Annotated in this window: 22 protein-coding genes and 1 tRNA gene; 9 read left to right on the top strand and 14 right to left on the bottom strand. The window is 63.7% G+C overall.

All coding sequences use genetic code 11. The annotated features are described in order from the left end of the window. Positions 1-72: 72 nt before the first annotated feature. The 12 genes from Q0K12_RS05625 to Q0K12_RS05570 form a co-directional block, all read right to left on the bottom strand. Positions 73-339 (bottom strand): hypothetical protein, encoded by a 267-nt coding sequence (locus Q0K12_RS05625; protein ID WP_297260860.1) that lies wholly within the window; start codon positions 337-339, stop codon positions 73-75. Positions 340-360: 21 nt separating this feature from the next. After that, the gene (locus Q0K12_RS05620; RefSeq protein ID WP_297260858.1) at positions 361-837 is read right to left on the bottom strand and encodes an ERCC4 domain-containing protein; all 477 of its coding nucleotides are present in this window, start codon (positions 835-837) and stop codon (positions 361-363) included. Continuing rightward, entirely contained in the window at positions 834-1,187 is a 354-nt protein-coding gene (locus tag Q0K12_RS05615; RefSeq protein WP_297260856.1) for a hypothetical protein, read from the bottom strand. The genes Q0K12_RS05620 and Q0K12_RS05615 overlap by 4 nt, the downstream gene beginning before the upstream one ends. 500 nt (positions 1,188-1,687) lie before the next feature. Then, positions 1,688-4,294 (bottom strand): DUF927 domain-containing protein, encoded by a 2,607-nt coding sequence (locus tag Q0K12_RS05610; protein ID WP_297260854.1) that lies wholly within the window; start codon positions 4,292-4,294, stop codon positions 1,688-1,690. Beyond that, positions 4,287-4,607 (bottom strand): hypothetical protein, encoded by a 321-nt coding sequence (locus Q0K12_RS05605; RefSeq protein WP_297260852.1) that lies wholly within the window; start codon positions 4,605-4,607, stop codon positions 4,287-4,289. The genes Q0K12_RS05610 and Q0K12_RS05605 overlap by 8 nt, the downstream gene beginning before the upstream one ends. Further along, entirely contained in the window at positions 4,600-5,001 is a 402-nt protein-coding gene (locus tag Q0K12_RS05600) for a hypothetical protein (protein WP_297260849.1), read from the bottom strand. Before Q0K12_RS05600 ends, Q0K12_RS05605 begins: the two co-directional genes overlap by 8 nt. Then, positions 4,994-5,212 (bottom strand): AlpA family phage regulatory protein, encoded by a 219-nt coding sequence (locus tag Q0K12_RS05595; RefSeq protein WP_297260846.1) that lies wholly within the window; start codon positions 5,210-5,212, stop codon positions 4,994-4,996. The genes Q0K12_RS05600 and Q0K12_RS05595 overlap by 8 nt, the downstream gene beginning before the upstream one ends. Positions 5,213-5,668: 456 nt before the next feature. Beyond that, complete coding sequence (locus Q0K12_RS05590) at positions 5,669-6,811, bottom strand: tyrosine-type recombinase/integrase (protein WP_297260845.1); 1,143 nt, start codon at positions 6,809-6,811, stop codon at positions 5,669-5,671. Positions 6,812-7,000: 189 nt separating this feature from the next. Beyond that, positions 7,001-7,095 (bottom strand) — tRNA-Ser (locus Q0K12_RS05585). Between the two features lie 93 nt (positions 7,096-7,188). Then, positions 7,189-8,004: a hypothetical protein gene (locus Q0K12_RS05580; RefSeq protein WP_297260843.1), complete on the bottom strand. Its 816-nt coding sequence runs from the start codon at positions 8,002-8,004 to the stop codon at positions 7,189-7,191. Next, a complete protein-coding gene (gene nadD, locus Q0K12_RS05575; RefSeq protein ID WP_297260841.1) occupies positions 7,998-8,714 on the bottom strand; it encodes a nicotinate (nicotinamide) nucleotide adenylyltransferase in 717 nt (238 codons plus the stop codon). The genes Q0K12_RS05580 and nadD overlap by 7 nt, the downstream gene beginning before the upstream one ends. Before the next feature lies 1 nt (position 8,715). Further along, positions 8,716-9,975 (bottom strand): glutamate-5-semialdehyde dehydrogenase, encoded by a 1,260-nt coding sequence (locus Q0K12_RS05570; protein ID WP_297260839.1) that lies wholly within the window; start codon positions 9,973-9,975, stop codon positions 8,716-8,718. A 185-nt stretch (positions 9,976-10,160) separates the two neighbouring features. On the opposite strand from Q0K12_RS05570, the gene Q0K12_RS05565 reads away from it, so the two are divergent. The 4 genes from Q0K12_RS05565 to Q0K12_RS05550 all read left to right on the top strand — a co-directional run bounded on the left by Q0K12_RS05565 (position 10,161) and on the right by Q0K12_RS05550 (position 15,229). After that, positions 10,161-10,874: a hypothetical protein gene (locus tag Q0K12_RS05565; RefSeq protein ID WP_297260836.1), complete on the top strand. Its 714-nt coding sequence runs from the start codon at positions 10,161-10,163 to the stop codon at positions 10,872-10,874. 40 nt (positions 10,875-10,914) lie between these two features. Beyond that, positions 10,915-12,771, top strand: coding sequence for an indolepyruvate ferredoxin oxidoreductase subunit alpha (iorA, locus tag Q0K12_RS05560; RefSeq protein ID WP_297260834.1), 1,857 nt, complete (start codon positions 10,915-10,917; stop codon positions 12,769-12,771). A gap of 53 nt (positions 12,772-12,824) precedes the next feature. After that, complete coding sequence (locus Q0K12_RS05555) at positions 12,825-13,406, top strand: indolepyruvate oxidoreductase subunit beta (RefSeq protein ID WP_297260832.1); 582 nt, start codon at positions 12,825-12,827, stop codon at positions 13,404-13,406. Between the two features lie 275 nt (positions 13,407-13,681). Then, complete coding sequence (locus Q0K12_RS05550) at positions 13,682-15,229, top strand: hypothetical protein (protein ID WP_297260830.1); 1,548 nt, start codon at positions 13,682-13,684, stop codon at positions 15,227-15,229. A gap of 73 nt (positions 15,230-15,302) precedes the next feature. On the opposite strand, the gene Q0K12_RS05545 is transcribed toward Q0K12_RS05550, so the two are convergent. Further along, positions 15,303-16,670: a sodium:alanine symporter family protein gene (locus Q0K12_RS05545; RefSeq protein WP_297260828.1), complete on the bottom strand. Its 1,368-nt coding sequence runs from the start codon at positions 16,668-16,670 to the stop codon at positions 15,303-15,305. 274 nt (positions 16,671-16,944) lie between these two features. On the opposite strand from Q0K12_RS05545, the gene flgF reads away from it, so the two are divergent. The 4 genes from flgF (at position 16,945) to Q0K12_RS05525 (ending at position 20,683) form a co-directional block, all read left to right on the top strand. After that, positions 16,945-17,739, top strand: coding sequence for a flagellar basal-body rod protein FlgF (gene flgF, locus Q0K12_RS05540; RefSeq protein WP_297260826.1), 795 nt, complete (start codon positions 16,945-16,947; stop codon positions 17,737-17,739). 142 nt (positions 17,740-17,881) lie between these two features. Then, positions 17,882-18,667 carry a flagellar basal-body rod protein FlgG gene (gene flgG / locus Q0K12_RS05535; protein ID WP_297260824.1) on the top strand — a complete coding sequence of 262 codons (786 nt, stop codon included), beginning with the start codon at positions 17,882-17,884 and terminating at the stop codon, positions 18,665-18,667. Between the two features lie 80 nt (positions 18,668-18,747). Further along, a complete protein-coding gene (flgA, locus tag Q0K12_RS05530) occupies positions 18,748-19,971 on the top strand; it encodes a flagellar basal body P-ring formation chaperone FlgA (RefSeq protein WP_297260822.1) in 1,224 nt (407 codons plus the stop codon). 13 nt (positions 19,972-19,984) lie between these two features. Further along, the gene (locus Q0K12_RS05525) at positions 19,985-20,683 is read left to right on the top strand and encodes a flagellar basal body L-ring protein FlgH (RefSeq protein WP_297260820.1); all 699 of its coding nucleotides are present in this window, start codon (positions 19,985-19,987) and stop codon (positions 20,681-20,683) included. Between the two features lie 464 nt (positions 20,684-21,147). Here Q0K12_RS05525 and Q0K12_RS05520 read toward each other — a convergent pair whose 3' ends face one another. After that, entirely contained in the window at positions 21,148-21,930 is a 783-nt protein-coding gene (locus Q0K12_RS05520) for an RNA methyltransferase (protein ID WP_297260818.1), read from the bottom strand. Positions 21,931-22,151: 221 nt separating this feature from the next. On the opposite strand from Q0K12_RS05520, the gene Q0K12_RS05515 reads away from it, so the two are divergent. After that, positions 22,152-23,672 carry a lytic transglycosylase domain-containing protein gene (locus Q0K12_RS05515; protein WP_297260815.1) on the top strand — a complete coding sequence of 507 codons (1,521 nt, stop codon included), beginning with the start codon at positions 22,152-22,154 and terminating at the stop codon, positions 23,670-23,672. The last annotated feature ends 162 nt before the right edge of the window (positions 23,673-23,834 follow it).

Raw genomic sequence — 23,834 nt, 5'->3', positions numbered from 1 at the left:
CGCCCTGTGCCGCCCCAAAGGAAGAGGCCGGAGTTTCCCCCGGCCTCGCGCGTCGACAGGTGTGCCGCCGCCTCAGTTCGTCGTGTCCGGACCCGGCGTAACGGAGACACGTTCCAGTACAAGCTTTGGTGTGCCCATCATCTCAACGGCCTTGTCCCGGCTCATGTCCAGCGCCTTCAGGATGCCCTCGGCCCCGTAGAGGCCGCCGCGCCTTTCCTCATTGGCCAGCACCTCGACCACCAGCCGCGCCGCATCGTATCCCTCGCAAAAGCCCTGCACATACGCGGCCCGCGCAACGTCTTCCACCGTGCCGACTACCTTCACCTGTTCGTCTTTCATGGCCTTATTCCTCCCTTGCGGTCATGCCGCGTTGTCGCCATGCGCCTTGACGATGGACGCCCACCGCCGCCGCGCCCCTTCCAGATACTGCCGCAGGAAGCCCCAGGCCATGTACTCCGCCGCGGCCCGGCTCCCGGCAAAGAGGAAGGGCACACGGTAGCGCCCGGCAAAGGCAAGGACGCTCTGGCAGGCCGCATGCGGATTCAGGCGGCTACGGTAGTTCCCTGCCGCCAAGTCCTGCCAACTCGCCTCCACCACCACGGCGAAGGCGTCCAGCGCCGCGGCCCGTTGCATCTCCCGTTCAAAGCGTTCCCGCTCCCGCCCGAGGCAGGCCACGAGGTCGGCAAGTTCCTTGCGTTCCACGGCCACCTTGTCGGTCAGCCCGGCAAGGGAGTAATCCCCCGTGCCCAGCGCGCCCACCTCGACGGATACCCCTTCATAGCGCGGCCCACGGAAGGGAAACGGGGCCTGCTCCCGGCTATCAACGACAATCGTCATGCCGCCCCCATTTTACAAGCCTTTTTTCTTGCTGGCGTCTTGCTTGAACCCGACTCCGGGCTTTCCCCCTTGCGGGCCAGCCGTACCCGGCGCGGCAGGTGGTCAAGGCACATGTCCCGCAGCAGGGCGGGCAGGTTGTCTTGAGCAAAGCGCAGGGCGGCGGTCTTCTCCGAGGCCAGCAATCCGGCATCCGGGTAGAGCACCAGCCCGCCGCCGTCATCCTCCGGCCAGGCGGCGCAATGGTGCTTCCGGTTCAGGGTGTGCAGCACCGGCCACGGATGCGGGGACACTTCTTTGCCGGTTCCCTCCGGCCAGCCGTCAAGCACGCTGTCGAAAAGGCCCTTGCCCATGTTCAGCCCTCCCGACATACCGCGTTCCACACCGCCACAAGGAAGCGCCGGAACATCCGCCGCCGTCCCCCGTGATGACGCTTGCCCGCAGCGGTCCCCCCAGCCGCGTTTCCGCTTCCTCGCCCGTCGGCAGAACCTCCACCCTGTACAGTCCGGCCCGTTCCCCGGCATGGCTGATGCGGAAAAATTCCTGCCCCGGATATATGGTCTCGTGAGTGTCGCACATCGTTGTTTCTCCTTCCACGCAAGTTTGGCCGTTTTGAACGTGTAACATGTGTAACGGTGTAACAACCGTTGATATTCAAGGCTTTTCGGGGATACACGAAGCCGTTACACGTTTTCCCACTCGTGTAACGTGTAACCATTCAGCGCGGGTACGGTTACACGTTACACGAACGCACACATGACATTTTCCTTTGGTGTAACCCCGCAAACCCTTGTGGCTGTAGGGGAGTTACACATGTTACACGAGTTACACCCAAAAAACGGTCAAACTTGGGCTATGCGGTGTCATCCGGCAAGGAAACGGCATAGACACGTTTCTTTCCCATCCCGGGAAGCGAGCAGACCGCCGCATTTTTCCCGTCGTTCCTGCGCAACCATCCGGCATCACGCAGCACGGCGGCCGCCCGACGTGGCGAATGGCCCTTGACCACCTCGGCCCCGAAGCTTTCCGGCAGGATGAGGTATTCCGTCCTGCCGTCCGGCCTCTTCTGTCTGAAGCCCACGCGGTTGATGCATGTGCCCTGTTCGGTGTCCATGTCCTGAAAGCGGCTTGCCCCGTGCCGCTCAATGAACAGGCGCACTTGCGCCAGTATGGCCGCGTCTTCGGCTGGCCCGGTTCCGCCTCTGGCCTCCAGCCAGTCGGTGAAACAGCGTTGGACCGCCGGCCGAACGTCCATGTCATCCGGCAGCAGTCCGGCCCTTTGCGCGGCCAGCCCTCCGGCAAGGACAAGGGCAAAGCGTTTCGCCACCCGTCGCACCTGTTCCGTGGCGTCAGGTGGGCACAGCCTGTCCACCAGCGCGGGCAGGTTCTTCCGGATGTCCTTCCCCACCTCATCTTGCCGGGGGCAGAGCCATTGCAGGAACGCCCGCCCGGCATGGCCGTAGTGCTCGGCACACAGCATCTTGAGGCGGTCGGCCACGGCCCCGGCGTCCGGCAGGCCGTGAAGGTCGGACAACATGGCCTTGTCCACGGGCAGCCCCACAAAGCGCACCTCCTGCCCCCCTCTGGATTTCAGGCCGCTTTCCGCCAGCTTGTCGGCAAGCCCCAGCTCCCCACTGGAGAGGAAGAGCAGCCGCCACGTCAGCGGGGCACGGGGGCTACCGTCCCGCAGCGCGCGCCCCTTGGACTGTCCGTTTGCCAGCATATAGGCCGCCTCGGACAGCGCCGCCGCCCCCACCTGCCCCACCTCGTCAAGGATAAGCAGATTGTCGTTGTGGAGTGCCGCCACGCCTTCAAGCGCGTTGTCCGTGGTTCGCCATGAGCGCACATGCTCCGGCCCGCCCCAGACGGACGCCGCCACCTGCAGCCCCGTCGTCTTGCCGGAAGAGCTGCACCCCTCGAAAGAGAAGCCGCCCCCCTCCAGCCCGGACAGCCGCAGCAGCGGACCGGCAAAGGCGAGGCACAGCGCGAAGACAAGGCGGGAGTTGCCCGCGCACAGGCCGGGGATTTCCCGCCAGCCGTCCAGCGTGCCGCCCGCGCGGAACATCTTCGCATGCCGTGCCGACTGGAGTACGACGGTATCCGCGGGGACGCCGTAAGCCGTATCCGGCATGACATAGGCCGCCGCGTGCCAGCCGATGCGCTGGACGCACGTTACAAAGCGTTCCGTGCGCACGCCCTGGATGAACGTGGCGAATTTCGCGGCCTGTCCCGGCGCGATGGAGTAGCCGCCCCGCGCGAGTATTTGCGCATATTCCCTGCCTTGCCCCTGCAACAGGTCATCAGGAAGCGCCCAGCGGTGTTCCGTGCCGGCGGGGTCTTTCCAACTGAGGAGTGTTCCCCAGTTTTCCGACACGTCATCAAAGGTCTTGCCGATGATACGCAGCGGCGGCCCCAGGCGCAGGTCGAAGGTCGCGTCTCCTTTTTCCTCCACCTTGAACAGGCCCGGATTCTTGCCGGTCTCCCGAATGAAAAAGCCCTCCGGCAGGTGGACGGCGGCCCCTTCCTTGCGGGCCTTCTCCACCGCCGCCGCGACGGCCTCGAGGGAGCGCAGGCAATGCAGGTCGTTGAAATCCGTGGGCCGCCCTTCATGCGCCGGGCAGACGGCCAGCTTGCCGCCCACGGCTTGCGCCGCCTTCGTTGCCGCCTCCACGCCCGTATTGGGCCGGTCGTCGGTGCGCACGTCGTTGTCCGCGCACAGGATGATCTCCCGGTCGGGGTACCGTTTCCGCGCCATGCGGGCCACGGCTTCGAGGTTCCCGGCATTGAAGGCCGCAAGGCAGGCGTGGCCCGTGGCAAGGTGGATGCTCGCGGCCGTGGCGTAGCCCTCGGCTATGCACAGGGGGCCGTCGTGGCCGCCGTTCCGCGCCGGGATGGCGAACCAGCCGCCCGCCGTCCTGCCGCCCTTGAGAAAGAGCTTGTCCGGGCCGTTGACCGGCTTTTCCGGCAAGATGAATTGCAGGCTGACAAGCCCCCCGTCCGCGTCCCGCACGGGAACCACAAGCCGCCCCTGCGCGTCCTGCCGCAGGCCCAGGGCGGGAACCTGCTTGCGCACAAGGTAAGCGTGGCTGTCCGGCGCGGGCGTGGCCCGTTCCCAGAGGACGCGGGCCAGTTTCGCGGCGGCGGCATGGCGCTTGCTCTGCTCCTCCTCAGCGGCCTTGCGAGCGGCGGCGATGCGCTCCCGCAGGGCCTTGCGTTCGGCGGCGCTCATCTCCTTTTCCGGCGCAAGCGTCCGTGTGCCGGTATCCCCCGTGCCCCAGTTGCGCCACCAGCAGCAGGCCGGGGCGTCAGGGTGAATACGGTAGGCCCCATCCTTGCCGCGCGGATTGCCTGCCACGCCGCAACGATGCAAGGCCCCGTCAGCCACGGGCAACCCCTCCACCACCAGACCGGCGGCGGCCAGGGCCTCGGCAAAAACGCTCAGAGCGTCCGCGCTACTCATGGGCACCCCCTGCTTCGGGTGGCGTCCAGAGCGGCGGCAAATCCTCTTCATGCGGCAGGCCGCAGGTCGGAAAGGGCAGTTCCCCGGACGCAATGGCGATCTTGTCCCGCAACAGGTCGAAACAGAGGGAAAGGCCCATGTCGCTGCCGTCCTTGACGGGCAGGCCGTCGCCCTCAATCAGCAGGGAGCCGACGACATTTTGCAGGAAGGCGGCGAGACATTCGGCCTCCTCAAGGGCGGTGTTGGGGTGGAAATGCCGCAGGCAGCGCGGCACGCTGGACAGACGCACGGAAGCGGCGGCGGGCTTACGCATGGCGCACCTCCCCCGCATTTTCCAGCTCGCGGGCCAGCCGCACGAAAGCCGACGCCTGCCCCGTGGCGGTGTCGTGAGCATCGAACAACAGCCGTTCAATGTCGTACAGCTTGGCGCTCAAGGCATCCCAGAGGAATGGCCTCGCGTTCGCGGAGGCGTAGCCCTCCGGGCCGCATATGCGCGGCAGCAGGGCGTCGCCCACCCGCCGCAGGTTAGCCAGGGCCTGCCGGTAAGCGGTCAGCCCCGCCGCCGCCCTTTGCAGCGCATCACGCGCGGCCAGGGCATCGGCATGCAGGGCGTTCTTGCGCCGGAAGACGCGGCGGCAGGCGGCGGCGGTAGTGCCGGCGGTATTCAGCGCGGGGCAGGGGGAGAGGGGTTCAAGCTGACTACGCATGACGGCCCCCCTTCGGGAAGCCGTTTCGTATCAATTGCTCAATTTCGGAGAGCCGCCAGCCGACGCCGCGAACGCCGATACGCTGCGGCTTGGGCAGAATGCCGCGCGACAACCAACGGTAAATGCTGGCCGTGCTGACGCCGCCCAACAAGGCTTTCAGTTCCGGCAGGCGGACAAGACGATCGGGGGATTGGGAGAATTGATTGGACATGGAGTCCTCCTTTCAGCCCACGGCGTCGGGGGGAAATACCTTGTCCAACCTCTTGACTCTTGATTTTGGGAGGGAGTGAGAATAGTACAAGAGTATTCCTTCCCGCATCCGTGCGGGCTGGTTTGGGGTTGGCGCCGAGGTATGGGGTGAGGGAAAAACCACACACGAAATGGCGCTGACATTTGGGCCGCCCTGCGCCAACAGGGCCGGGCCGTTTTCCTTCGGGGCTGCCTCTCGCCAAAGGGGCGTCCCCGTTTTTTTTATCCTAAAATTTTTTTTCTCACAGATTGTCAATAGATAAAAAAAATGCCAATGCCATATCATCTTGTAATTTTTAAATTTATATTTTTGAGTGTTCACAAAAAAGAACGCTAACTATCTATTTCGCTTGAATAATTTGACATTTGTCAAAAATGCTCAAAACCCTGCCAAAACTCCCCCAAAAACCTGCCAAAACTATCCGAAACCCCGCAATATCTCTCCCCACCAGTCAAACAGCAGGCGCTTTTCCTTTTCATAGTCCGCCCGGTTGTAGGCCGCGCGCACTTCATCCTTTTCCGCGTGGGCAAGGGCCGCCTCGATCACGTCAGGCCGGGCAATCCCGGCTTCATTGGCCAGGCTGGAAAGGGTGCTGCGGAAGCCGTGGCTTGTGTGCCGTCCGGCATAGCCAAGGCTCTTCAGTGCCGCGTTGAGCGTGTTTTCACTCAGGGGGCGGCCCGTGCGCCCGGGGAAGAGGAATCCCGCCTTTTCGGGGCGTTCCCGCTCGATTTCCGCTAGCACGGCACACGCAACGCTGTTCAGGGGCACAACGTGCTGCCGCCTGCTCTTCATCTTGGCGGCGGGTATCGTCCACGTCCTGTTTTGCAGGTCGATTTCTTCCCATGTTGCCGCCCGCACATTCCCGGGCCGGGCAGCCGTAGCGACCAGAAAGAGCAGGGCGCGGCGCACGTCCGGCGCTCCCCAGTATCCCCGGATGGACTCCATCAGCCCGGCAAAGGCGGCGGGTTCGACAATGGCGGGAAAGTGCTTTCTGGCGGGGCGGCGCAGCGCCTGCCCCACAAAGGCGGCAGGGTCAGCCGTGACGATACCGCAGGCGGCCCCGTGGCGGAAAATGGCGGACAGGTATTGGCGAAGACGCTTGGCGGTCTCCGGCGCACGATCCGAAACGGGCCGCAGCGTTTCCAGAATCATGGGGGCCGTGATGTCCGGCAGGGGCAGATTCCCCAGCCGGGGGAACACGTCCTTTTCCAGCCGCCTGCCGATGTCCGCCGCATGGGTGGGCGTGATCTCGCTTTGGCGCACGGTCAACCAGTCCTTGGCGACTTCGGCAAGGGAAGGCACGTTCTCCGCCTTTGCAGGCTGGCCCCGCCGCAGGCGCTGGCGCATCTCTTCGGCAAGGCGTCGGGCTTCGGCAAGGGAAATTTCGCCATAGGCCCCCACCCGGAACATTTGTTCCCGCCCGCCGACGCGAGTCCGCAGGTAAAAGGTCTTGGTTCCGGTATGCGTGACCAGCAGGGTAAGACCGTGCCCGTCGGCATACTTGGCAACGCCCGCTTGCGGGGCCTTCAGGTTGCGAATCTTGGTGTCAGTCAAGGCCATGTTTTCGCCCTTTGTGGGTATGATTCCCGACGCCCATTGCGCCGTTCCCGGAAACATACCCGCAAAAGCGGGAGAAGGCAAAAGCACTTGTGAGAAGATATGAAACAAGAAAGCCCTCTGAGAATACCTGTGTTTTCGGCTTCTTAGAGGGCTTTTGAGGCGTTTTGAGAAGGTGTGAAAAGTGCTTTGTGGCGGAGAGGGTGGGATTCGAACCCACGTACCGGCTATTAACCGATAACTCGATTTCGAGTCGAGCGCGTTACGGCCAACTTCGCTACCTCTCCGCTCGTATGTATGTGGCAGAGCCACAGGCCGAAGATATTCTTTAGCCTAAATCGGCAATGTTGACAAGTGCTGTTTTGGACTGCCTCCCGGCATCAGTGCCCGATGACTTCCATGACCTGCAGGGCTTCGGGCTGCTTGGCGTTGCCTTGCAGGGCCCGGGTGGCCATCTCTTCGGCCTTGAGGCGTTTCCCCCAGCGCAGGTACATGAGGGCCATGCGTCCGAAGGTGTTGGGGTGGCCGCCGAACGTGCGCAGGATGGTATTGTAGATAAGCTCGCACTTCTCGAATTCGTTGATGGCCGTATAGCTGTTGACGGCCCCCACATAGGCCCGCACGTCCCGGGGATGCTTGGCGATGGATTCCTCGAATATTTCGCCGGCATCCGCATACTGCTTGGCGGTCTGGAGGAGCTGCCCCACCTGGACGAGGATGTCGGGGTCCTCGCTGAATTCTTCGGCGGCCCGCTTGAGATAGGCGCGGCCCTTGCCGAACTGGCCTTCCTGCAAGAGTTTGACCCCGCTGTTGAGCAGGGATTTCTTGCGCTCCAGGCGGGCTTCCTTTTCCTGCCTACTCTTGTCTTCCACTTCCTGACGCAGGATGCGCGCCAGCCCTTCGAGCACCGTGGCGAGCATGAGTTCCTTGCCCTGCTGGTAGGGGATCTTGCGTGGTTTCCCCGTGTGATTAGGATCAAGGAGGTGCTGCATGCCCTGATGTCGAATGAGCGTATTGAGGAATTCCCCCAGCTGAATGTCGATCTCGGCGCGTGCGGAACGCGTGAGCCTGACCTCTGAATACTGGCGCATGGCTGTGGCCATGGCCTGCAGGGAGCGGGGCAGCTCATCGCGACGCAGATAGCCCTTGGCGCGGGCGATATTTTCGCGCAGTTCCTTTGGGGGCGTGTTCAGCATGACATACCATCACCTTTCCAATGTTCCGCCACTTCCGCGTGACGGACGCGCAGCAGTTCGTCCACCGCGCGGGGAATCAGAAAATCCACATTCCGCTGCCTGAGCCAGCGTTCCCGGATACGGGATGCGCTCACCGCCAGCCACGGCAGGGGCAGGTAGTGGACGCGACCGCCGCCGGGCAGCTCCATGCAGAGACTGTCCGGCAGCACGGGGGCGACGCCGCGGACGCCCGGCCAGAGGCGGCGGGCCGCCTCCACGAAGGGCTCTTCCGTCTGCTCGCCGCGGGCCACGACGACAAACTGACAGAGCTTCGGCAGCTCGGGGCCCCGGTGCCAGGTGTGCAGCAGGGCGAAGTCCGGCGTCCCGATGACAAAATACAGTTCGCGTCCCGGCAGACGCTCCCGGTAGCGGGACAGGGTATCCCAGGTGTAGGAATATCCCTGCCGTTCGCCTTCTTCCTCGCTGACGCTGATACCGGGCAATCCGCGTACGGCGGCGCGGGTCATCTCCGCGCGCAGGGCAAAGGGCAGGAGGCTGCCCGCCCGCTTGTGCGGCGGATTGCCGCACGGTATGAGCACCAGCGAGTCCACCAGCTCGCCGAGCGCTTCGCGCACTTCTATGGCAAGGCGCAAGTGCCCGATGTGCGGCGGATTGAAGCTGCCGCCCAGCAGCGCACGTCCCGGCGGACGCTGTTCCGGGCTGTCGAGCATGCTATGCGCGTACCTGTCCCTGCCCCAGCACCATGAATTTCGTCGTCGTCAGTTCCTGCACGCCCATGGGGCCGTACGCGTGCAGTTTGGACGTGGAAATGCCGATCTCCGCCCCCAGTCCCAGCTGGCCGCCGTCGTTGAAGCGTGTCGACGCATTGACGCCGACCATGGAAGCGTCCGCCTCCCGCACGAAGCGCATGGCATGGGCATGGTCGTTGGTGCAAATCACTTCCGTGTGCTGCGAACCATAGCGGGCGATATGGTCAAGGGCCGCATCCAGCGAGTCCACCACCCGTACCGCCAGCACCAGCGCATGGAATTCCTGTCCCAGATCCTCTTCCCGCTGGGGGACCGCCGTGGGCCCGAGCAAGGGGAGGGACTGCGGACAGGCGCGAAATTCCACGCCGGCGCCGCCCAGACGCCGGGCGATGCGCGGCAGGAAAGACTCCGCCACATCCTTGTGCACCAACAGACACTCCAGCGCATTGCAGACGCCGGGCCGCTGCACCTTGCCGTTGAAGACGATATCCTCCGCCGCGTCAAGCGAGGCCGAGGCATCGACAAAAACATGGCACACCCCTTTGAAGTGCTTGAGCACCGGCATGGTGGCGGCCTCGGTGACGGCACGGACCAGATTTTCCCCGCCACGCGGGATCATGACGTCTATATAGCGGTCAAGCTTGCACAAGGCCGTTACGGCGGCATGATCCGTGCTGGTGACCAGCTGGGCGGCGTCCGGCGGCAATCCGGCTGCCGCCAAAGATTCTTGCAAGATCTGCGCCAAAGCGGTGTTGGAATGGATGGCCTCGCTGCCTCCCCGCAGGATGACGGCATTCCCCGCCTTGAGGCAGAGGATGGCCGCATCGATGGTGACGTTGGGGCGGGCTTCGTAGATCATGGCGATGACGCCCAGCGGCACGCGCATCTTGCCGACCAGCAGCCCGTTGGGGCGCTGCCACTGGCTGTCCAGCGCGCCCACCGGATCCGGCAGGGCGGCCACATGGCGGCAGGCGTGGGCCATGTCGGCAAGGATGGCGGGCGTCAGCGTCAGGCGGTCCAGGCGCGGAGCGTCCAGGCCTCTGGCGCGGGCCGCTTCCACATCACGGGCATTGGCGGCCAGCAGGGTGTCTGCCCGCTCTTCCAGCAGGCGGGCAAGCTCCTCCAGGGCCGCCACCTTGGCGGCGGGGGCGGCGCTGCCCACCACTCGCGAGGCCGCGCGGGCCCGTTCGCCCAACCGGGCCATTTCTTCCGCAAGCGTCATCGTCATCTCCCTTGCATCGGTAACGAACGAATTTGTTCAATATACTCGTAGCGCGAACCAAGGGCAAGTCATTGCGCACGCGCAAATTATTTTGACAGGTCAGGCCTTGTGACCTATCTTCAATTCCTTGGCGTCCGCCCCGCAGGAGCCGGCACGCCTGTATTTTGCGCCAAAGGAGCCCGTTGATGCAACCTACTCTCACCAAGCCCGGTCCCACGCCTTCCCCGACCCTGCTTACCGATCTGCGTGCCGAAGTCGGCGCCGAGAGCGCCCCGCTGCTGCAGTTCATCCTGCGGCATGCCGGCCTCATCGCCTGCGGCGTCGGGCTGTTCGTGCTCGTGCTGGCCGGCGCCGGCATCTGGAGCTGGCGTAATGATGTCGCCCGGGAAGAGGCGCAGGCCGAGCTTGCGCGTCTTTCCCTGACCCTCAAGGGGGAAGAGCGCACCAAGGCTCTGAGCGAGCTGGCCGCTCGGGCGCCCGAAGGCATGCGCTTTGCCGTGCTGCTCGCGCAGGCCCAGAGCGCCGTGGAATCGCAGGACTGGGCGCAGGCGGCCCGCCTTTACGGCGACGCGGCCCGGCTGGACAGTGAAGGCAGCCTGGGGCAGGCGGCCCTGTTCGCCCAGTGCGGTGCGCTCATGAATGCCGGCACGCCCGAAAGCGCCTCCGAGGCGCTGGCCGTGCTGCAGGCCCTGACCGGCCGCGTGGAGGCCTCCCAGCAGGGGGCGCTTCTGCGCATGCAGGCTGAAGCCGCTCTGGCCGCCGGGCGCAAGGATGTGGCCGCCGCCGCTTTCGACACGCTGGCCCAGGACGGGGACAAGGACGATCAGGCCTATTACAGCTTCCGCGCCGGTCAGCTGCGCGGGACGGAAGCCGCGGCTGCCCCCGGGGCGGCGGACTAGCCGTACCCATTTCCGACATCATTCCTTTCAAGGAGAGGCCATGAGCAAAAATCCCTTGCTGGACGGGCGCCGCGGCGAGCGGCATTTGTTGCTTGGCAATGAGGCCATTGTCCGTGGCGCGCTGGAAGCCGGCGTGCACATGATTTCCTGTTATCCGGGCACGCCCTCGTCCGAGGTGCCGGACACCTTCCGCCGCCTTGGCGGCGAGGGGCGTTATCGTCTGGAATATTCCGTCAACGAGAAGGTCGCCTTCGAGGTGGCGGCCGGCGGCGCGCTGGGCGGCGCCATGAGCCTTGTGACCATGAAGCATGTGGGGCTCAACGTGGCGGCGGACCCGCTGTTCACCGCGGCCTATACCGGCATGCCGGGCGGGCTGGTGGTGCTGAGCGCCGACGACCCGGGCTGTCACTCCAGCCAGAACGAGCAGGACAACCGCGCCTATGCCCGTGCCGCCATGCTGCCCTGTCTGGAGCCGGTCTCCGCACAGGAGGCGCACGACATGACCCGCGAGGCCTTCCGGCTGGCGCGGGAACTGCAGCAGCCCGTGCTGCTGCGGACGACCACCCGCGTCAACCATATGCGCGGGCCGGTGGAATTCGACGATTTGCCCGCGGCGCAGCCGCTGGTGCCGTTCGAGCGCAACCCGGGACGCTTCGTGCCTGTCCCCGCCGTGGCCCGCAAGCGGCACGCCGCCGTGCTGGACATCATGGAGCAGGCCCGCGCCCTGGCCGAAAGCAGCCGCTTCAACACCGAGCGCGCCGGCAATGCCGCCACGCGACTGGGGATCATCGCCAGCGGCGTGGCGCGCAATTACCTTGCCGACGCCCTGACGGCCGGCGGCTGGGATGACAAGGTGCGGGTGCTGGAGCTCGGCATGACCTGGCCTCTGCCGGAAAAGCGTCTCGTGGCCTTCCTTGAGCAGTGTGACCGCGTGCTGGTGCTGGAAGAGGGGCCTGCCCTGCTGGAGCGCGACGTGCGCGCCCTTGCCCAGCGCGAAGGCTGCAAGACCCGCCTGGAGGGCAAGACCGACAGCCTTACGGAACTGGGCGAGCTCTCCACCACATTGCTGCTGCGTCGTCTGGCCGAGTTCCTGGACTGCCCCTGCCCGGTCAAGGGCGGCAACGCGCAGGCTCTGGAGCTGCCCGGCCGTCCGCCGAACCTCTGCGCGGGCTGCTCGCACCGGGCGGTCTTCCATGCCGTGCGTCAGCTCTTCGGCGACGACGCCTACTATTCCAGCGATATCGGCTGCTACACGCTTGGCATGCTGCCGCCGCTCAAGTGCGCGGACTTCCTGGTCTGCATGGGCTCCTCCATCTCGGCGGGCAGCGGTTTTGCCCGGGCCTCGGGCAAGACGGTGGTGGCCTTCATCGGGGACTCCACGTTCTTCCACTCCGGCATGACCGGTCTGGCCAATGCGGTCTTCAACCGGCACGACATCATCGTGGTCATCCTTGATAACGGCACGACCGCCATGACCGGGCATCAGCCCAATCCGGGCATGGTGCAGGACATGCTGGGCGAGAACGCCGCCCATCTGGACATCGAGGCCATCGTGCGCGCCATGGGCGTGAGCTCCTGCCGCAAGGTCAGGGCCTTCAACCTCAAGGCCGTCACTTCGGCGCTGGAGGAGATGCGCGCGCAGACGGGCGTGCGTGTGCTCATCGCCGAGGAGCCTTGCGCCCTCTATGCCCGCCGTCAGCTCAAGAAGACGCAGCCGCAGGTGGCCATGGTGAAGGAACAGGGCCCGGATGCCGCGCACTGTCTGGAAACGCTGGCCTGTCCCGCCTTCTATCGGGACGGCGAGGCGCTTGCCGTTGATGAAAGTCTCTGCACCGGCTGCATGGTCTGCCTGCAGGTCGGCCCCAAGTCCTTCAAGGCCAGACGTCGCGACGTCTAGTCCCGCCCTTGTCCAACGCGAGGTTTCCCATGAGTACAGACAAGCAGAAAAGAATGCGCATCTATTTTACCGGTGTGGGCGGACAGGGTACGCTGACGGCCACGACGCTGCTGGCGCGCACGGCGATGGATGCCGGTCTTGACGTGGTGGCCGGCGAGGTGCACGGCATGGCCCAGCGTGGCGGCGTGGTGGAGTCCGTCCTCCTGCTCGGCGGCTGGCGTTCCCCCAAGCTGGATTTTGGCGAGGCGGACGTGCTGCTGGGCTTTGAACCGCTGGAGACGCTGCGCGGGCTGCCCTATCTGCGGGCCGGCGGCGCCGTCTTTTCCAGCGCCGATCCCCTGCCGCCCCTGAGCGTTTCCCTGGGGGGCGCGCAATATCCTTCCATGGAAGAAGTGGAGGCCCAGACGCGCCGGGTGGCCGGTCAGTGTCATTTCGTGCCCTGCCGTGAGCTGGGGCTCAAGGCCGGTTCCGCGCAGGCGGGCAATACGGTGCTGCTCAGCGTGGCCTGCGCTTCCGGCATCCTGCCCTTCGGGGTGGACGCGCTGGAGGCGGCCATCGGCAAATATCTGCCGCCCAAGCTGCAGGCCTCCAACCTGAAGGCCCTGGAGCTGGGCATGGCGGCGCTGCGGATCTAGCCGAAGGCCTGTGTGCCTGGCAAGGAATGTCGTTTGTGAACATGCCGAAGGAGAGATCTTCTCTGCAGGGAAGTTCTCTCCTTTTTTGTTGAGAAGGCCCGCGGCCGCGGAGCCATATGTTTCGCCCCTGCGGGCTGTCGGTTTTCCGGCTTGGGGCGTGGTGTGCGTTTTTCTGAATGGGCCGCTTTTGTATGACATGCCGGCGCCTGCCGGAGAGACTGTTGTCCGTTGGGCGAGTCTTTACGAGGGCCCTTGTGCGATGGGAGGCGTGAGGAGTGAGTGAAAGCGATATGACGGGTTCTCCTGTGCATGAACAGATCAATGCCGTCCTTAAAAAAGCCAAGACCGAAAACAAGCGCACCATAGCCTTTTGGAGCTCATCGCCCAGATTCTCCCCCTGGGAATGGATCGTTCCTTTTGTACGAAGCCTTGGCGTGGGCGCGCACTTCCCGATCTTTCTTTCCGCATATCCTCTCGACGGATATTGCAAGCTCGATATATATATATATATCCCGCATTTTGTCATTGCGGCGGATCAGTTGCGGCGGTTGGAATCCCTCGACTGTCTTGTGGCGGCGACGGATGACGACGAGGGGGATTTTCCCGAGAGCTGCCGGGTGCTGGCTGTGGCGCATGCCTTCATGTATAATGATTCCTCAGTATTTCTGCATGCGGCCGGCCATCAGACGAAATTTGACGGGTATCTCGTGAACTGCCGTCTGGGGAACAGCGCACAGCAAATCAGGGAACTGTGGACAGGCCTTCTCCCCCGGAAGATGTTCCGGAGGAAGGGAGATCGTTTCGACATCCTGGCGTGCGGTTATCTCAGGTCCGCCGCATTGCAGGAAAATATGCGGGAATTGCGCGCCCGGCGAGACGCCATCTGCTATGCGCCGATGGCGCGGGGCCTGGCAAAAGAGCAGGGCGGGGACAGGATAGCATTGTACGCAAAGAAGATCCTGCGTACCCTGCTGACGAATTTCCCGGATCATCAGATCATCTTTCGGCCGGCCCCGTATGCGGAAGTGGATGAAGATATCCGGGAGCTCTCCGCCTCGTTTGCCGCCTTCCCCAATTTCCATGTCGATACCTCGCTTGAACGGCTGCAGACGTTTGCGCGCAGCGCCGTACTGGTCTCGGACGTCAGTCATGTCCTTTTTTCCTTTGCCTTCACAACGCTCAGGCCCGCCATTTCCTTCCGTCCCTGGATAAGGGAGAAGTCTGTCGCCAAGGCTCCATACGGGGCTCTCATAACGGATTTCACCAGTCTGGTCACAAGCATTCGGCAAATGCTCAACGAGGAGAGCGCATGGTCGGCAAGGATACGGGCGGCCAGGGACAGGGTGGTATTCCCGCCTGAAACGGCTTTTTCCGACTTCGGGCTCCTTCTGGAGAGGTTTATGGACAATGCGCCCCTGGATGATCGGAACACATGGGTGTGCATCCCCAGAAATCTTGAAGAAGAAAAGGACGGGGAGGCGCATGCCATCTACAAGCTGCTTGCGTGCGATCAGGCCTCCTGGCAAACGCTGATGACGTTTGCCCGGGATATCCATACGGAAAGCAGCCTCTTGAAAGCGGTATGCTGTCTGAAACGCCTGGAGGAAGCAGGGGACGGGCCGCTTGACGCGCCTTTCTGGGAGGATCTCGCCCGCCGTACGGGCAAGGGCGAAGTAAAGAATCTTTCTGATTTGAAGGCGTATTGCGTCGGCATCGTGAAGACGGCTTTCCTGGAAAGCTTGCGGAGCAGAAACTTGCGGGGCATGATTGCATTAGAGAAAATGTATGCGCGTTACTGCGAGGGGGGATGTCCTCCTGCATGAAAAAAGGGGCCCGTAAAAAGGGCCCCTTTTTTTATGCGATCGTGCAGCATGTCTCCTTGGCGATGCGTGCGCCTCATTCCAGTTCGGGATAGCGCTTGATGAAGCGGTTTTCGTAATCGTCCAGCGACCTGGAGACGACCTTGGCCAGTCCGATGAGGGCGACGAGGTTGGGCAGCACCATGAGGCCGTTGAACATGTCGGCCAGCTCCCAGACCAGGGTGACCTTGAGCGTCGCGCCGAGCACGATGAAGCCCATGACCACCAGACGGTACGGCGTCAGCGCCTTGCGCCCGAACAGATACTTGATGTTCTGTTCACCGAAGAAATACCACCCGATGATGGTGGAGAAGGCGAAGAAAAAGAGGATGATGGCCACATAGGCATTACCGAAGCCGCCCAGTGCGGCACTGAAGGCCCGCTGCGTCAGCACCACGCCGTTCTCCCCGCCGCTCATGACGCCGGTGGACAGCACCACAAAGGCCGACAGCGAACAGATGATGACCGTGATGAACACGCCCATGATGGCGGCAAAGCCCTGCATGACCGGATGGAGCACCTTGCTCACGGCGTGGGCGTGCGGTGTGGAGCCCATGCCCGCCTCATTGGAGAAGAGGCCGCGGGCTATGCCGTAGCGCATGGCCTCCTGCACGGTGGCTCCCGCCACCCCGCCCACAGCGGCTTCAGCCGAAAAGGCATAATGGAAAATATCCTTGAGGCACTGGAGGAAGGCCCCGCCGTGCGTGGCCAGGATATAGACGCCCCCCACAAGATACAGGGCGGCCATGACCGGCACGAGCTTTTCGGTGACGGCCGCCAGCCGTCCTATCCCACCGAAAAAGACGGTCCCGGCCAGCACGGCCACCACGGCGCCCACCACGGGCGCGGGGACGGAAAAGGCCGTCGCGAAGGCGCCCGCGATGGAGTTGGCCTGCACCATGTTCCCCACGCAGCCCAGCGCGATGATGATGGCCACGGCAAAGAAGGCGGCCAGCGTCTTGCTGCCGATGCCCTTGCGGATGTAGTAGGCGGGCCCGCCCACCACGTGGTCGGCTTCGTCGCGGTCCTTGAAGGTGATGGCAAGGATCGCCTCAGCGAAGATGGTCGCCATGCCGAAAAAGGCCGCGACCCACATCCAGAAGACGGCTCCCGGCCCGCCCATCACCAGAGCGGTGGCCATGCCGACCATGTTGCCGGTGCCTACCTGGGCGGCAACGGCCGTGGCCAACGCCTGGAAGGAGCTCATGCCCTGACCGGAGGCTTTTTCGCCGCGCAGGGAGAAACCGCCGCAGACATGCCGCACGCAGGCGCCGAACTTGCGCACCTGCACGGCCCGCAGGCGCAAGGTATAATAGAGGCCGGTGCCGCAGAGCAGGGGGATGAGACAGTACGGCCCCCAGAGAAAGGAATTGATGTCTTTGACCAACTGGGTGAGTGCATCCATGAGGTTCTCGCAGAAGGGCGACGGCGCAGCGCCGTTCCCGTTGAAGGTTGACGACATGGCCCGCCGGGCGGCGAAGGGCCGTGCAGCGGACGGGTGGTTTTTTGTAACGCAAGGCGTGCGCGCTGAAAAGATGCCGAAATGTCCTTTTCGCATGACGAAGGAGGGGGAGCAGAGCTTGGCCCGCTTTTTGCTATCCCCCTCCCGATAGTGTTGTCCGATCGTCGGGGGCTTGCCCGGCATGCGGGCGACAGGAGACGTCAACCAAGGAGTTGTCATGCAAGATGCAATGTTTAGCAGCCTTTTCGGGGCGCTGACCACCGAGCACCGCATGAGTTTCATCGCCAATAATTTGGCGAACGTGAATACCTCGGGTTACAAGCAGACCAAGCTGGCGTTCAAGGATACCATGGCGTCCTTCGCGCATGATGAGATCCGTGAGCCGCTCATGAATCTCAAAAGCGATCCGCTCTTTCCCGAGCCCAAGAATATGGTGCGGCCGCGTATCGCCGTGTCGAAGATCGACTTTACGCAGGGGTCCATGCGCTTTACCGGGGATCCGCTCGACCTGGGCATCGCCGGCGAAAATGCCTTTTTCCGTGTGGCGACCCCCAATGGCAACAATTTGACGCGCAGCGGCCACTTCGTCCTGTCCGGCGACGGGACGATCATGACGCCCCAGGGCTGGCCCTTGCAGGGCATCGGGGGGAACATCGTCATCCCGGAAGGGACGCGCAATATCGCCATTGCCAGTGACGGCACGGTCTCCGCCGACGGCGACGTGGTGGGCCAGATCGCGCTGGTCCAGGTGGACAATCCGCAGAATCTGCAGAAGCTGGGGCGAAACCTCTACCAGCCGTACGAAAACGTGCAGGTGCAGGAGCAGGATGCCTACGCGCAGGGCGCAACGGTGGAGCAGGGCTACATCGAGGCCGCCAACGTGGACGTGGTCACCGAAATGGTGAACATGATCGAAGTGCAGCGGCAGTTTGAAGCCTACCAGAAGGTCATGCAGTCCACGGATGCCCTGGACAGACAGGCCTACCAGCAGGTGGGCAAGCGTAACGGCTAAGCCCGCTCGGGACTGATGAAGCGCCGGCCGCGGGGCGGATGGGCTCCGGGGCTGCGCCCTGCCGGGGAGGGCTCCCCGTGCGGGCAGGCGTACTGATGATGAAGACAACAACACGCATGCGTGCGAAAGGAGCGATGGCCTTATGATGCGTTCATTGTGGACGGGCGCCAGCGGTATGGTGGCGCAGCAGCTGAATATCGACGTCATTTCCAACAACCTCGCCAACGTGAACACCACGGGCTTCAAGAAGAGCCGCGCCGAGTTTGAAGACCTCATGTATCAGAACATGAAGATCGCCGGCTCCATCACGGAAGGGGACAACACCCTGCCCGTGGGCATCCAGGTGGGTATGGGCGTCCGGCCCACGGCCGTGCACAAGTTCTTCACCCAGGGGGACTTCCAGAACACCGGCAACGCGCTGGACGTGGCCATCGAAGGCGACGGCTTCTTCCAGGTGGACGTCAACGGCGAGCTCATGTACACCCGCGCCGGCTCCTTCAAGCTCAATCAGGACGGTACCGTGGTGACGGCCAACGGCTACATCCTGCAGCCGGAATTTGCCGTCCCGGCGGAGACCAAGAACATCTCCATCTCCGCTTCCGGGCACATCGCGGCCCTGGACGCCGAAGGCCAGGAGATCGCCGCGGCGGAAATCCCGCTCTATACCTTCATCAACCCGGCGGGTCTGGATGCGCGCGGCCGCAACCTCTACACCCCCACGGAAGCTTCCGGCGACGAAGTGGAAGGCGTGCCCGGCACGGACAACGTCGGGACTCTGGCGCAGGGCTTCCTCGAAATGTCCAACGTGGAAGTGGTGGACGAAATGGTGAACATGATCGTGGGCCAGCGCGCCTATGAAGTGAACTCCAAGGCCATCCAGACCTCCGACTCCATGCTGGGAACGGCGGTGCAGCTCAAGCGTAGCTAAGGTTTTTCGGAGGGATGACGCGCGTGAGCTGGTGGTCAGGGAAATGGCCTGGCGGAAGGGGCAAGGCGTTGCGGGGCGGCATGGCCGCACTGGCGGGAGCCCTCTGCCTCGTGTTCGTCTGGCATATCGTCCTTGGCTCCGTATGCCTTGCCGCTGGCCTTCCCGAAGCCGTCTGGCAGGATAACGACCGAAACCATCGCCGGTCGCCCAGCCAGATCATGCGCCAGCTGCGTTCGCCCGAGGTGCGGGCGGCCCGCCTGCCGCTGGCCGAGACGGGCCGGGTCGGCAGCGGGGCCGAGGAGGCTTCCCTTGACGGGGAACAGACCGCACGGGCTGCCCGCGTCCGTTCGCAGATCGCCCAGGCCCCGGCTCCGCCGGCCGAGGCCTCGGATCTGCGGATGCTGGGGCAGAACGACTGGCGGCTGAAGATCGAAAGCGCGGCGGTGGCGCTCAATGATTCCGTCTTTCTGGGGGATATCGCCACGCCGCTGGGGCATATGGACGAGGCCCTCTGGCAGGATCTGAGCCGCCGGGCCCTCTGGGCGGCGCCCGAACAGGAGGGCAAACCCATGCAGGTCAACCGCTCGCGCCTTTCGCAGGCCCTGCGGCAGGCCTTGGGCAAGGATGTGGCCGGGCGCTGCATCCTGCCGACATCGCTGGTCATCCAGCGGGGCGGGCTGGTCTTTCGGGAGGATGTGCTGCGGGATTATGTGGTCAAGAGTTTGACGCCGCAGCTGTCGGCCATGCCGGGCGAGGCGCAGCTGACGGAGTTCCGGTTGCCGGAATACATTTTTCTGGAGCATGCCCAGCAGCAGATCCAGCTGGAACCCGGCAAACTGGCCCCTGGCCGCATCACCCTGCGTTTCGCGGTCAAGGAGGCGGACGGCGCCATCCTGCGGCGTGTGGCGGGGACGGTCAATCTGCAGCTCTGGGTCACGGTGCCCGCCGCCATGCGCATCATGAGCAAGGGGGAGAACCTGACCCCCGACGCGGTCACCTTCATGCGGGTCAATGCGGCCACGCTCAAGGACATGCCGTGGGATGGACAGGGCGGGCCGTGGCGGCTGGCCAGAGGTCTTTCCGCCGGGGAACCCATTTTGCAGAGCGATCTGCAAAGTCAGCTCATGGTGCGGCGCGGCGATGTGGTCACCCTCATCTACGCCCGCGGCAACCTGCGCATGACCACGCAGGCGGAGGCCCTGAGCGATGGCGAGCCCGGCGCCACCATCGCGGTGCGGAATTTGCAATCCAAGAAACAGGTGTACGCCAAGGTCAAGGACGGCGGCACTGTGATCATCGAGTAGAGGAGAACACGGTATGAAGACTCGTTTTGGCATTCTGGCCCTGGGGCTCGTCTTCATGTTCTGCAGCGCCTGCGGCAACGGCGGTGCGCATCGCCGTCCGGGGTTGCAGAATCCTGTCGGTCCGCCGCAGGAATATCCGCAGGAAACCAGCGGGGCCAACAATCCCGGCTCCCTGTTTGCCGCCAGTGACGGCGACACGCTCTTTTCCGATGCCCGCGCGCGCCGCGTGGGGGATATCGTGGTCGTCAAACTGGTGGAAAACACCAAGGCCCAGAACAAGGTCGAAACGACGGCCGACAAGGACAGCAACAACAATTACGCCGTCAACGCCTTCTTCAATGTGCCCAAGATCGCCGGCGTCATCCCCGTGGGGACGCCTACGCTGAATACCAATTCCGTCAGCGACCTTACCGGCACGGGCAAGACCAAGCGTGAGAACTATGTGACCACCTCCATGGCGGCCCGCGTCATCCGCGTGCTGCCGGGCGGCATGCTCCAGATCGAAGGCGCGCGCGAGATCCGCGTCAACGAAGAAACGGAGTACATGGTGGTGCGCGGGCTTATCCGGACCAAGGATGTGGATGCCGACAACAGCGTCCTCTCCACGCAGATCGCGGACGCGAGCATCGAGTACTACGGCAAGGGCGTGCTCTCCGACAAGCAGAAGCCCGGCTGGTTCACGCGGCTCATGGACAATATCTGGCCCTTCTAAAGCGTTTCAACCGGAAAATGCTCTAATGGGCTGACGGCAAACGGACATGCAAGGGGCGGGATCTTCCCGCCCCTTTTTTGTTGCGCGGAGAAGAGGAAGAAGCTTTCTTCTTCTGCAGGGAGTAGAATATATTTTTACTGTATCATGAATGTTATTTTCATGATATTAAAATTTTTTGCAGACAAAACACATATAAAATTCAAAAACATTTTTTGGCTGTCCATTGTCTTTATATGAAATAAGGGCGCATCTTCAATCAAGATGCGCCCTTATACATTTTATATAATGATTTGCTAATCTTTTTCTAGACTTATTTTTCTCGCCAAAAGAAAAATTTCAGCTATGGTGAAAGGAAATGGAGAGAAGGTGGGATGCTGTCATTGCCGAACGTCATGTCTGCGCTGTCCGCCGGGAGCGGCAGCTCTGCCGGGAAGCCGGTAGGGGGCGCGGCAGGCATGCATTCTTCAGGCCCGGCGCAACTGTTGCGCCGCCAGTCCCAGCAGGATGGCTCCGGCCTGCGCCACATTGAGCGAGTCAAAGGGACGGGCCAGCGGGATATGCAGCATGCGCGAGCAGCGCTTGGCCACTCCGGGACGAAGGCCCTTGTCTTCATTGCCGAGCACCAGCACGGCGGGCAGGCGCAGGCTTTCGTCAAAGGCGCTGACAGAGGAGGCGCCGCCGCAGCCCGCGCCGTAGATGGTCAGCCCCGCTTCTTCCGCACTATCCAGCGCATGGCCCAGATTGTCCACGCGGGCGATGGGGAGCCGCTCCAGCGCTCCCGCCGCCGCACGCTGCGCGGCAGGCCCGAGATAGGCGCTGTTATGGCGCGGCAGCAGCACCCCGGCTCCCCCCAGCGCGTAGAGGCTGCGGCAGAGCGTCCCGAGATTGCCCGGATCCTGTACCTGGTCAAGGGCAAGGATCAGGGGCAGGGGCGCTTCTCGCACGGCATCGAACACCGCTTCCAGCGGCTGGAATTCCGCGACGGCAAGGCGGGCGACCACCCCCTGATGGTTGACATGTTCCGTCTGTCCCTGCTGCGCGCCGCGGCACAGCCGGTCAAGAGCGGCTCCCTCCACCAGGGAGTAGCGCAGGTGGTTCGCCCGGCAAAGCTCCTGGATCTGCTGCGCCTCGCGGCTGCGCAGTCCTTTGCGGCAGTAAACGAGATCGATGCGCTGCGGCGCATCGCGCAGAAGCTCCAGAACAGGTTTGATGCCCGGCAGGAGCGGGGCGGAAACGGCATCTTTCATTACGGCCTCCGACAGGCGGCTGAAGGTGAGACGGCGTCCAAGCCGTAGAAATTCGTGTCTACGCAGCTTCACGGGCAAAGGCAAGCTGCGGTATCGGGGAGGCATCCATGAAGGTTTTGTGCGGGAAAAAGGTTTCGGGACATATCTTGCTGCTATGCGCGCTGCTGGCAACGCTGCTTTTGAGCGCGTGCTCTTCGCGCCAGGGGAGCGGACAGTCCGATATGCCGACGCTGCTCATTCCCGAAAACGAGGACAGCGAACCGCTCACCGCATCGGAGATGGCCGCGCTCAAAAGCACCGGCCAGATCGACCGCAACGTGCCTGCTTCGGCCATGCCCGCCGTGACGGCCCAGTACAAGCACTTCCTGCACAAGGGCCGCCGGACCATGGAGATCTTCTCGCAGCGGTCCGGCAATTATCTTGGTTACGCCCGGCGCGTCTTCCGTTCGCGCGGCATGCCGGAAGAGCTGGCTTATCTCGCCATCGTGGAAAGCGGCTATCGCGCTGACGCCAAATCCCGCGCCGGTGCGGCGGGGGCGTGGCAGTTCATGCCCTACACCGGCATGAAGTACGGCCTTACCCAGGACTGGTGGATGGACGAACGCCTCGATCCCTACAAGGCCACCGAAGCCGCCGCCGACTATCTGCAAAAGCTCTATGGCGATTTCCGCGACTGGCCGACCGCCATCGCCGCCTATAATGCCGGCGAAGGCAAAATGCGCCGTGCCAAGGAGGGGACGGGCGCCCGCAACTTTTACGAGGTCTGCGAGCGGAATGCCCGCCTTGACGACAAGGCGCAGCTTCGCCCCGAGACCATGCAGTATGTGCCGCGCTTCGTGGCCATCAGCAAGATCATGCGCAATCTCGGCACCTTGGGCTTTGCCCCGGTCAATCATGACGCCATGCCCCAGGTGGAACGCCTGACCGCACGTCCCGGGACGGATCTCATGGCCCTCAGCAAAGCCTCCGGCATGAGCTGGTCGGACTTCCAGTCCTACAACATGCACCACCTCCAGCCCATTTCCTCCACCGAGCGCTCGACCTTCGTCTATGTTCCCCGGTTGCAGTCGGCCAAGGCCCAGGCCTTCCTGCAGCGCTCCAGCGGGACGTACGCCAACTGGCGGCCCGCCAAGGTGGCCACCAGCGCCGACAGCTGGGACAAGATCGCCCGTCGTAGCGGCGTGAGCGTGGCCCAGCTCCGCGCGGCCAATGGCGGCAAGTCGAAGATCTATCGTGGGGAGACCGTGCTCGTGCCCCGCAGTGCGGATATGAGCGAGCGTGCGGTGGCGGCCGCCAACGGCCGAAGCTCGTCCCGCTCGTCCGAAAAGCCTGTCCGCGGGAGCCGTGGCGGCCAGGGCGCTCCGGCCGGCGTGCATGTGCTGGCCTCCGGCGAAACGCTCTATGGCGTGGCGCGCAAATACGGCGTCAGCGTCGGTGAGCTGCAGGCCGCCAATGACATCGATGATCCGGGCAAGATCCGTGTGGGGCAGAAGCTGCGCATCCCCGGCGGGCAGCAGGCCGGGGGCCGTGTGGTGGCGCAGGCCGCGGGCGGCAAGAATCCCAGCGGCAGCATCGGCAAGCGCAAGGGGGGCGGCACGTCCACCTATGTCGTCAAAGCCAACGACAGCCTGTGGAACATCGCCCGCCGCCACAACGTCAGCGTGGATGACCTCAAGCGCTGGAACGACGTGGATGAGCGCAGCCTGCGGGTAGGCGACACGCTGGTGGTCAGCTCACGCTAACATGAGCTGATCTCGTAACTTCCTGAAACAAAAAAGAAGCAGCCCTCTTTCCACAGGGCTGCTTCTTTTTTTGTCACATTTTGAAAAAAAACTTCTTGACCTTTGTCGGGAAAGAGTCCATAAACGCTTCTCGCGCCGGGCGGTTGCAGAAAGCGAACGCCG

It is taken from the genome of uncultured Desulfovibrio sp. (assembly GCF_944324525.1).
Taxonomy (GTDB): Bacteria; Desulfobacterota; Desulfovibrionia; order Desulfovibrionales; family Desulfovibrionaceae; genus Desulfovibrio.
This window is presented reverse-complemented; position numbering and strand designations above follow the sequence as displayed.

Excerpts from the sequence above, each read along its gene's own strand:
- Q0K12_RS05625 (WP_297260860.1), bottom strand. The coding sequence starts at position 339 with ATGAAAGACGAACAGGTGAAGGTAGTCGGCACGGTGGAAGACGTTGCG.
- Q0K12_RS05620 (WP_297260858.1), bottom strand. The coding sequence starts at position 837 with ATGACGATTGTCGTTGATAGCCGGGAGCAGGCCCCGTTTCCCTTCCGT.
- Q0K12_RS05615 (WP_297260856.1), bottom strand. The coding sequence starts at position 1,187 with ATGGGCAAGGGCCTTTTCGACAGCGTGCTTGACGGCTGGCCGGAGGGA.
- Q0K12_RS05610 (WP_297260854.1), bottom strand. The coding sequence starts at position 4,294 with ATGAGTAGCGCGGACGCTCTGAGCGTTTTTGCCGAGGCCCTGGCCGCC.
- Q0K12_RS05605 (WP_297260852.1), bottom strand. The coding sequence starts at position 4,607 with ATGCGTAAGCCCGCCGCCGCTTCCGTGCGTCTGTCCAGCGTGCCGCGC.
- Q0K12_RS05600 (WP_297260849.1), bottom strand. The coding sequence starts at position 5,001 with ATGCGTAGTCAGCTTGAACCCCTCTCCCCCTGCCCCGCGCTGAATACC.
- Q0K12_RS05595 (WP_297260846.1), bottom strand. The coding sequence starts at position 5,212 with ATGTCCAATCAATTCTCCCAATCCCCCGATCGTCTTGTCCGCCTGCCG.
- Q0K12_RS05590 (WP_297260845.1), bottom strand. The coding sequence starts at position 6,811 with ATGGCCTTGACTGACACCAAGATTCGCAACCTGAAGGCCCCGCAAGCG.
- Q0K12_RS05580 (WP_297260843.1), bottom strand. The coding sequence starts at position 8,004 with ATGCTGAACACGCCCCCAAAGGAACTGCGCGAAAATATCGCCCGCGCC.
- nadD (WP_297260841.1), bottom strand. The coding sequence starts at position 8,714 with ATGCTCGACAGCCCGGAACAGCGTCCGCCGGGACGTGCGCTGCTGGGC.
- Q0K12_RS05570 (WP_297260839.1), bottom strand. The coding sequence starts at position 9,975 with ATGACGCTTGCGGAAGAAATGGCCCGGTTGGGCGAACGGGCCCGCGCG.
- Q0K12_RS05565 (WP_297260836.1), top strand. The coding sequence starts at position 10,161 with ATGCAACCTACTCTCACCAAGCCCGGTCCCACGCCTTCCCCGACCCTG.
- iorA (WP_297260834.1), top strand. The coding sequence starts at position 10,915 with ATGAGCAAAAATCCCTTGCTGGACGGGCGCCGCGGCGAGCGGCATTTG.
- Q0K12_RS05555 (WP_297260832.1), top strand. The coding sequence starts at position 12,825 with ATGCGCATCTATTTTACCGGTGTGGGCGGACAGGGTACGCTGACGGCC.
- Q0K12_RS05545 (WP_297260828.1), bottom strand. The coding sequence starts at position 16,670 with ATGGATGCACTCACCCAGTTGGTCAAAGACATCAATTCCTTTCTCTGG.
- flgF (WP_297260826.1), top strand. The coding sequence starts at position 16,945 with ATGCAAGATGCAATGTTTAGCAGCCTTTTCGGGGCGCTGACCACCGAG.
- flgG (WP_297260824.1), top strand. The coding sequence starts at position 17,882 with ATGATGCGTTCATTGTGGACGGGCGCCAGCGGTATGGTGGCGCAGCAG.
- flgA (WP_297260822.1), top strand. The coding sequence starts at position 18,748 with ATGGCCGCACTGGCGGGAGCCCTCTGCCTCGTGTTCGTCTGGCATATC.
- Q0K12_RS05525 (WP_297260820.1), top strand. The coding sequence starts at position 19,985 with ATGAAGACTCGTTTTGGCATTCTGGCCCTGGGGCTCGTCTTCATGTTC.
- Q0K12_RS05520 (WP_297260818.1), bottom strand. The coding sequence starts at position 21,930 with ATGAAAGATGCCGTTTCCGCCCCGCTCCTGCCGGGCATCAAACCTGTT.
- Q0K12_RS05515 (WP_297260815.1), top strand. The coding sequence starts at position 22,152 with ATGCCGACGCTGCTCATTCCCGAAAACGAGGACAGCGAACCGCTCACC.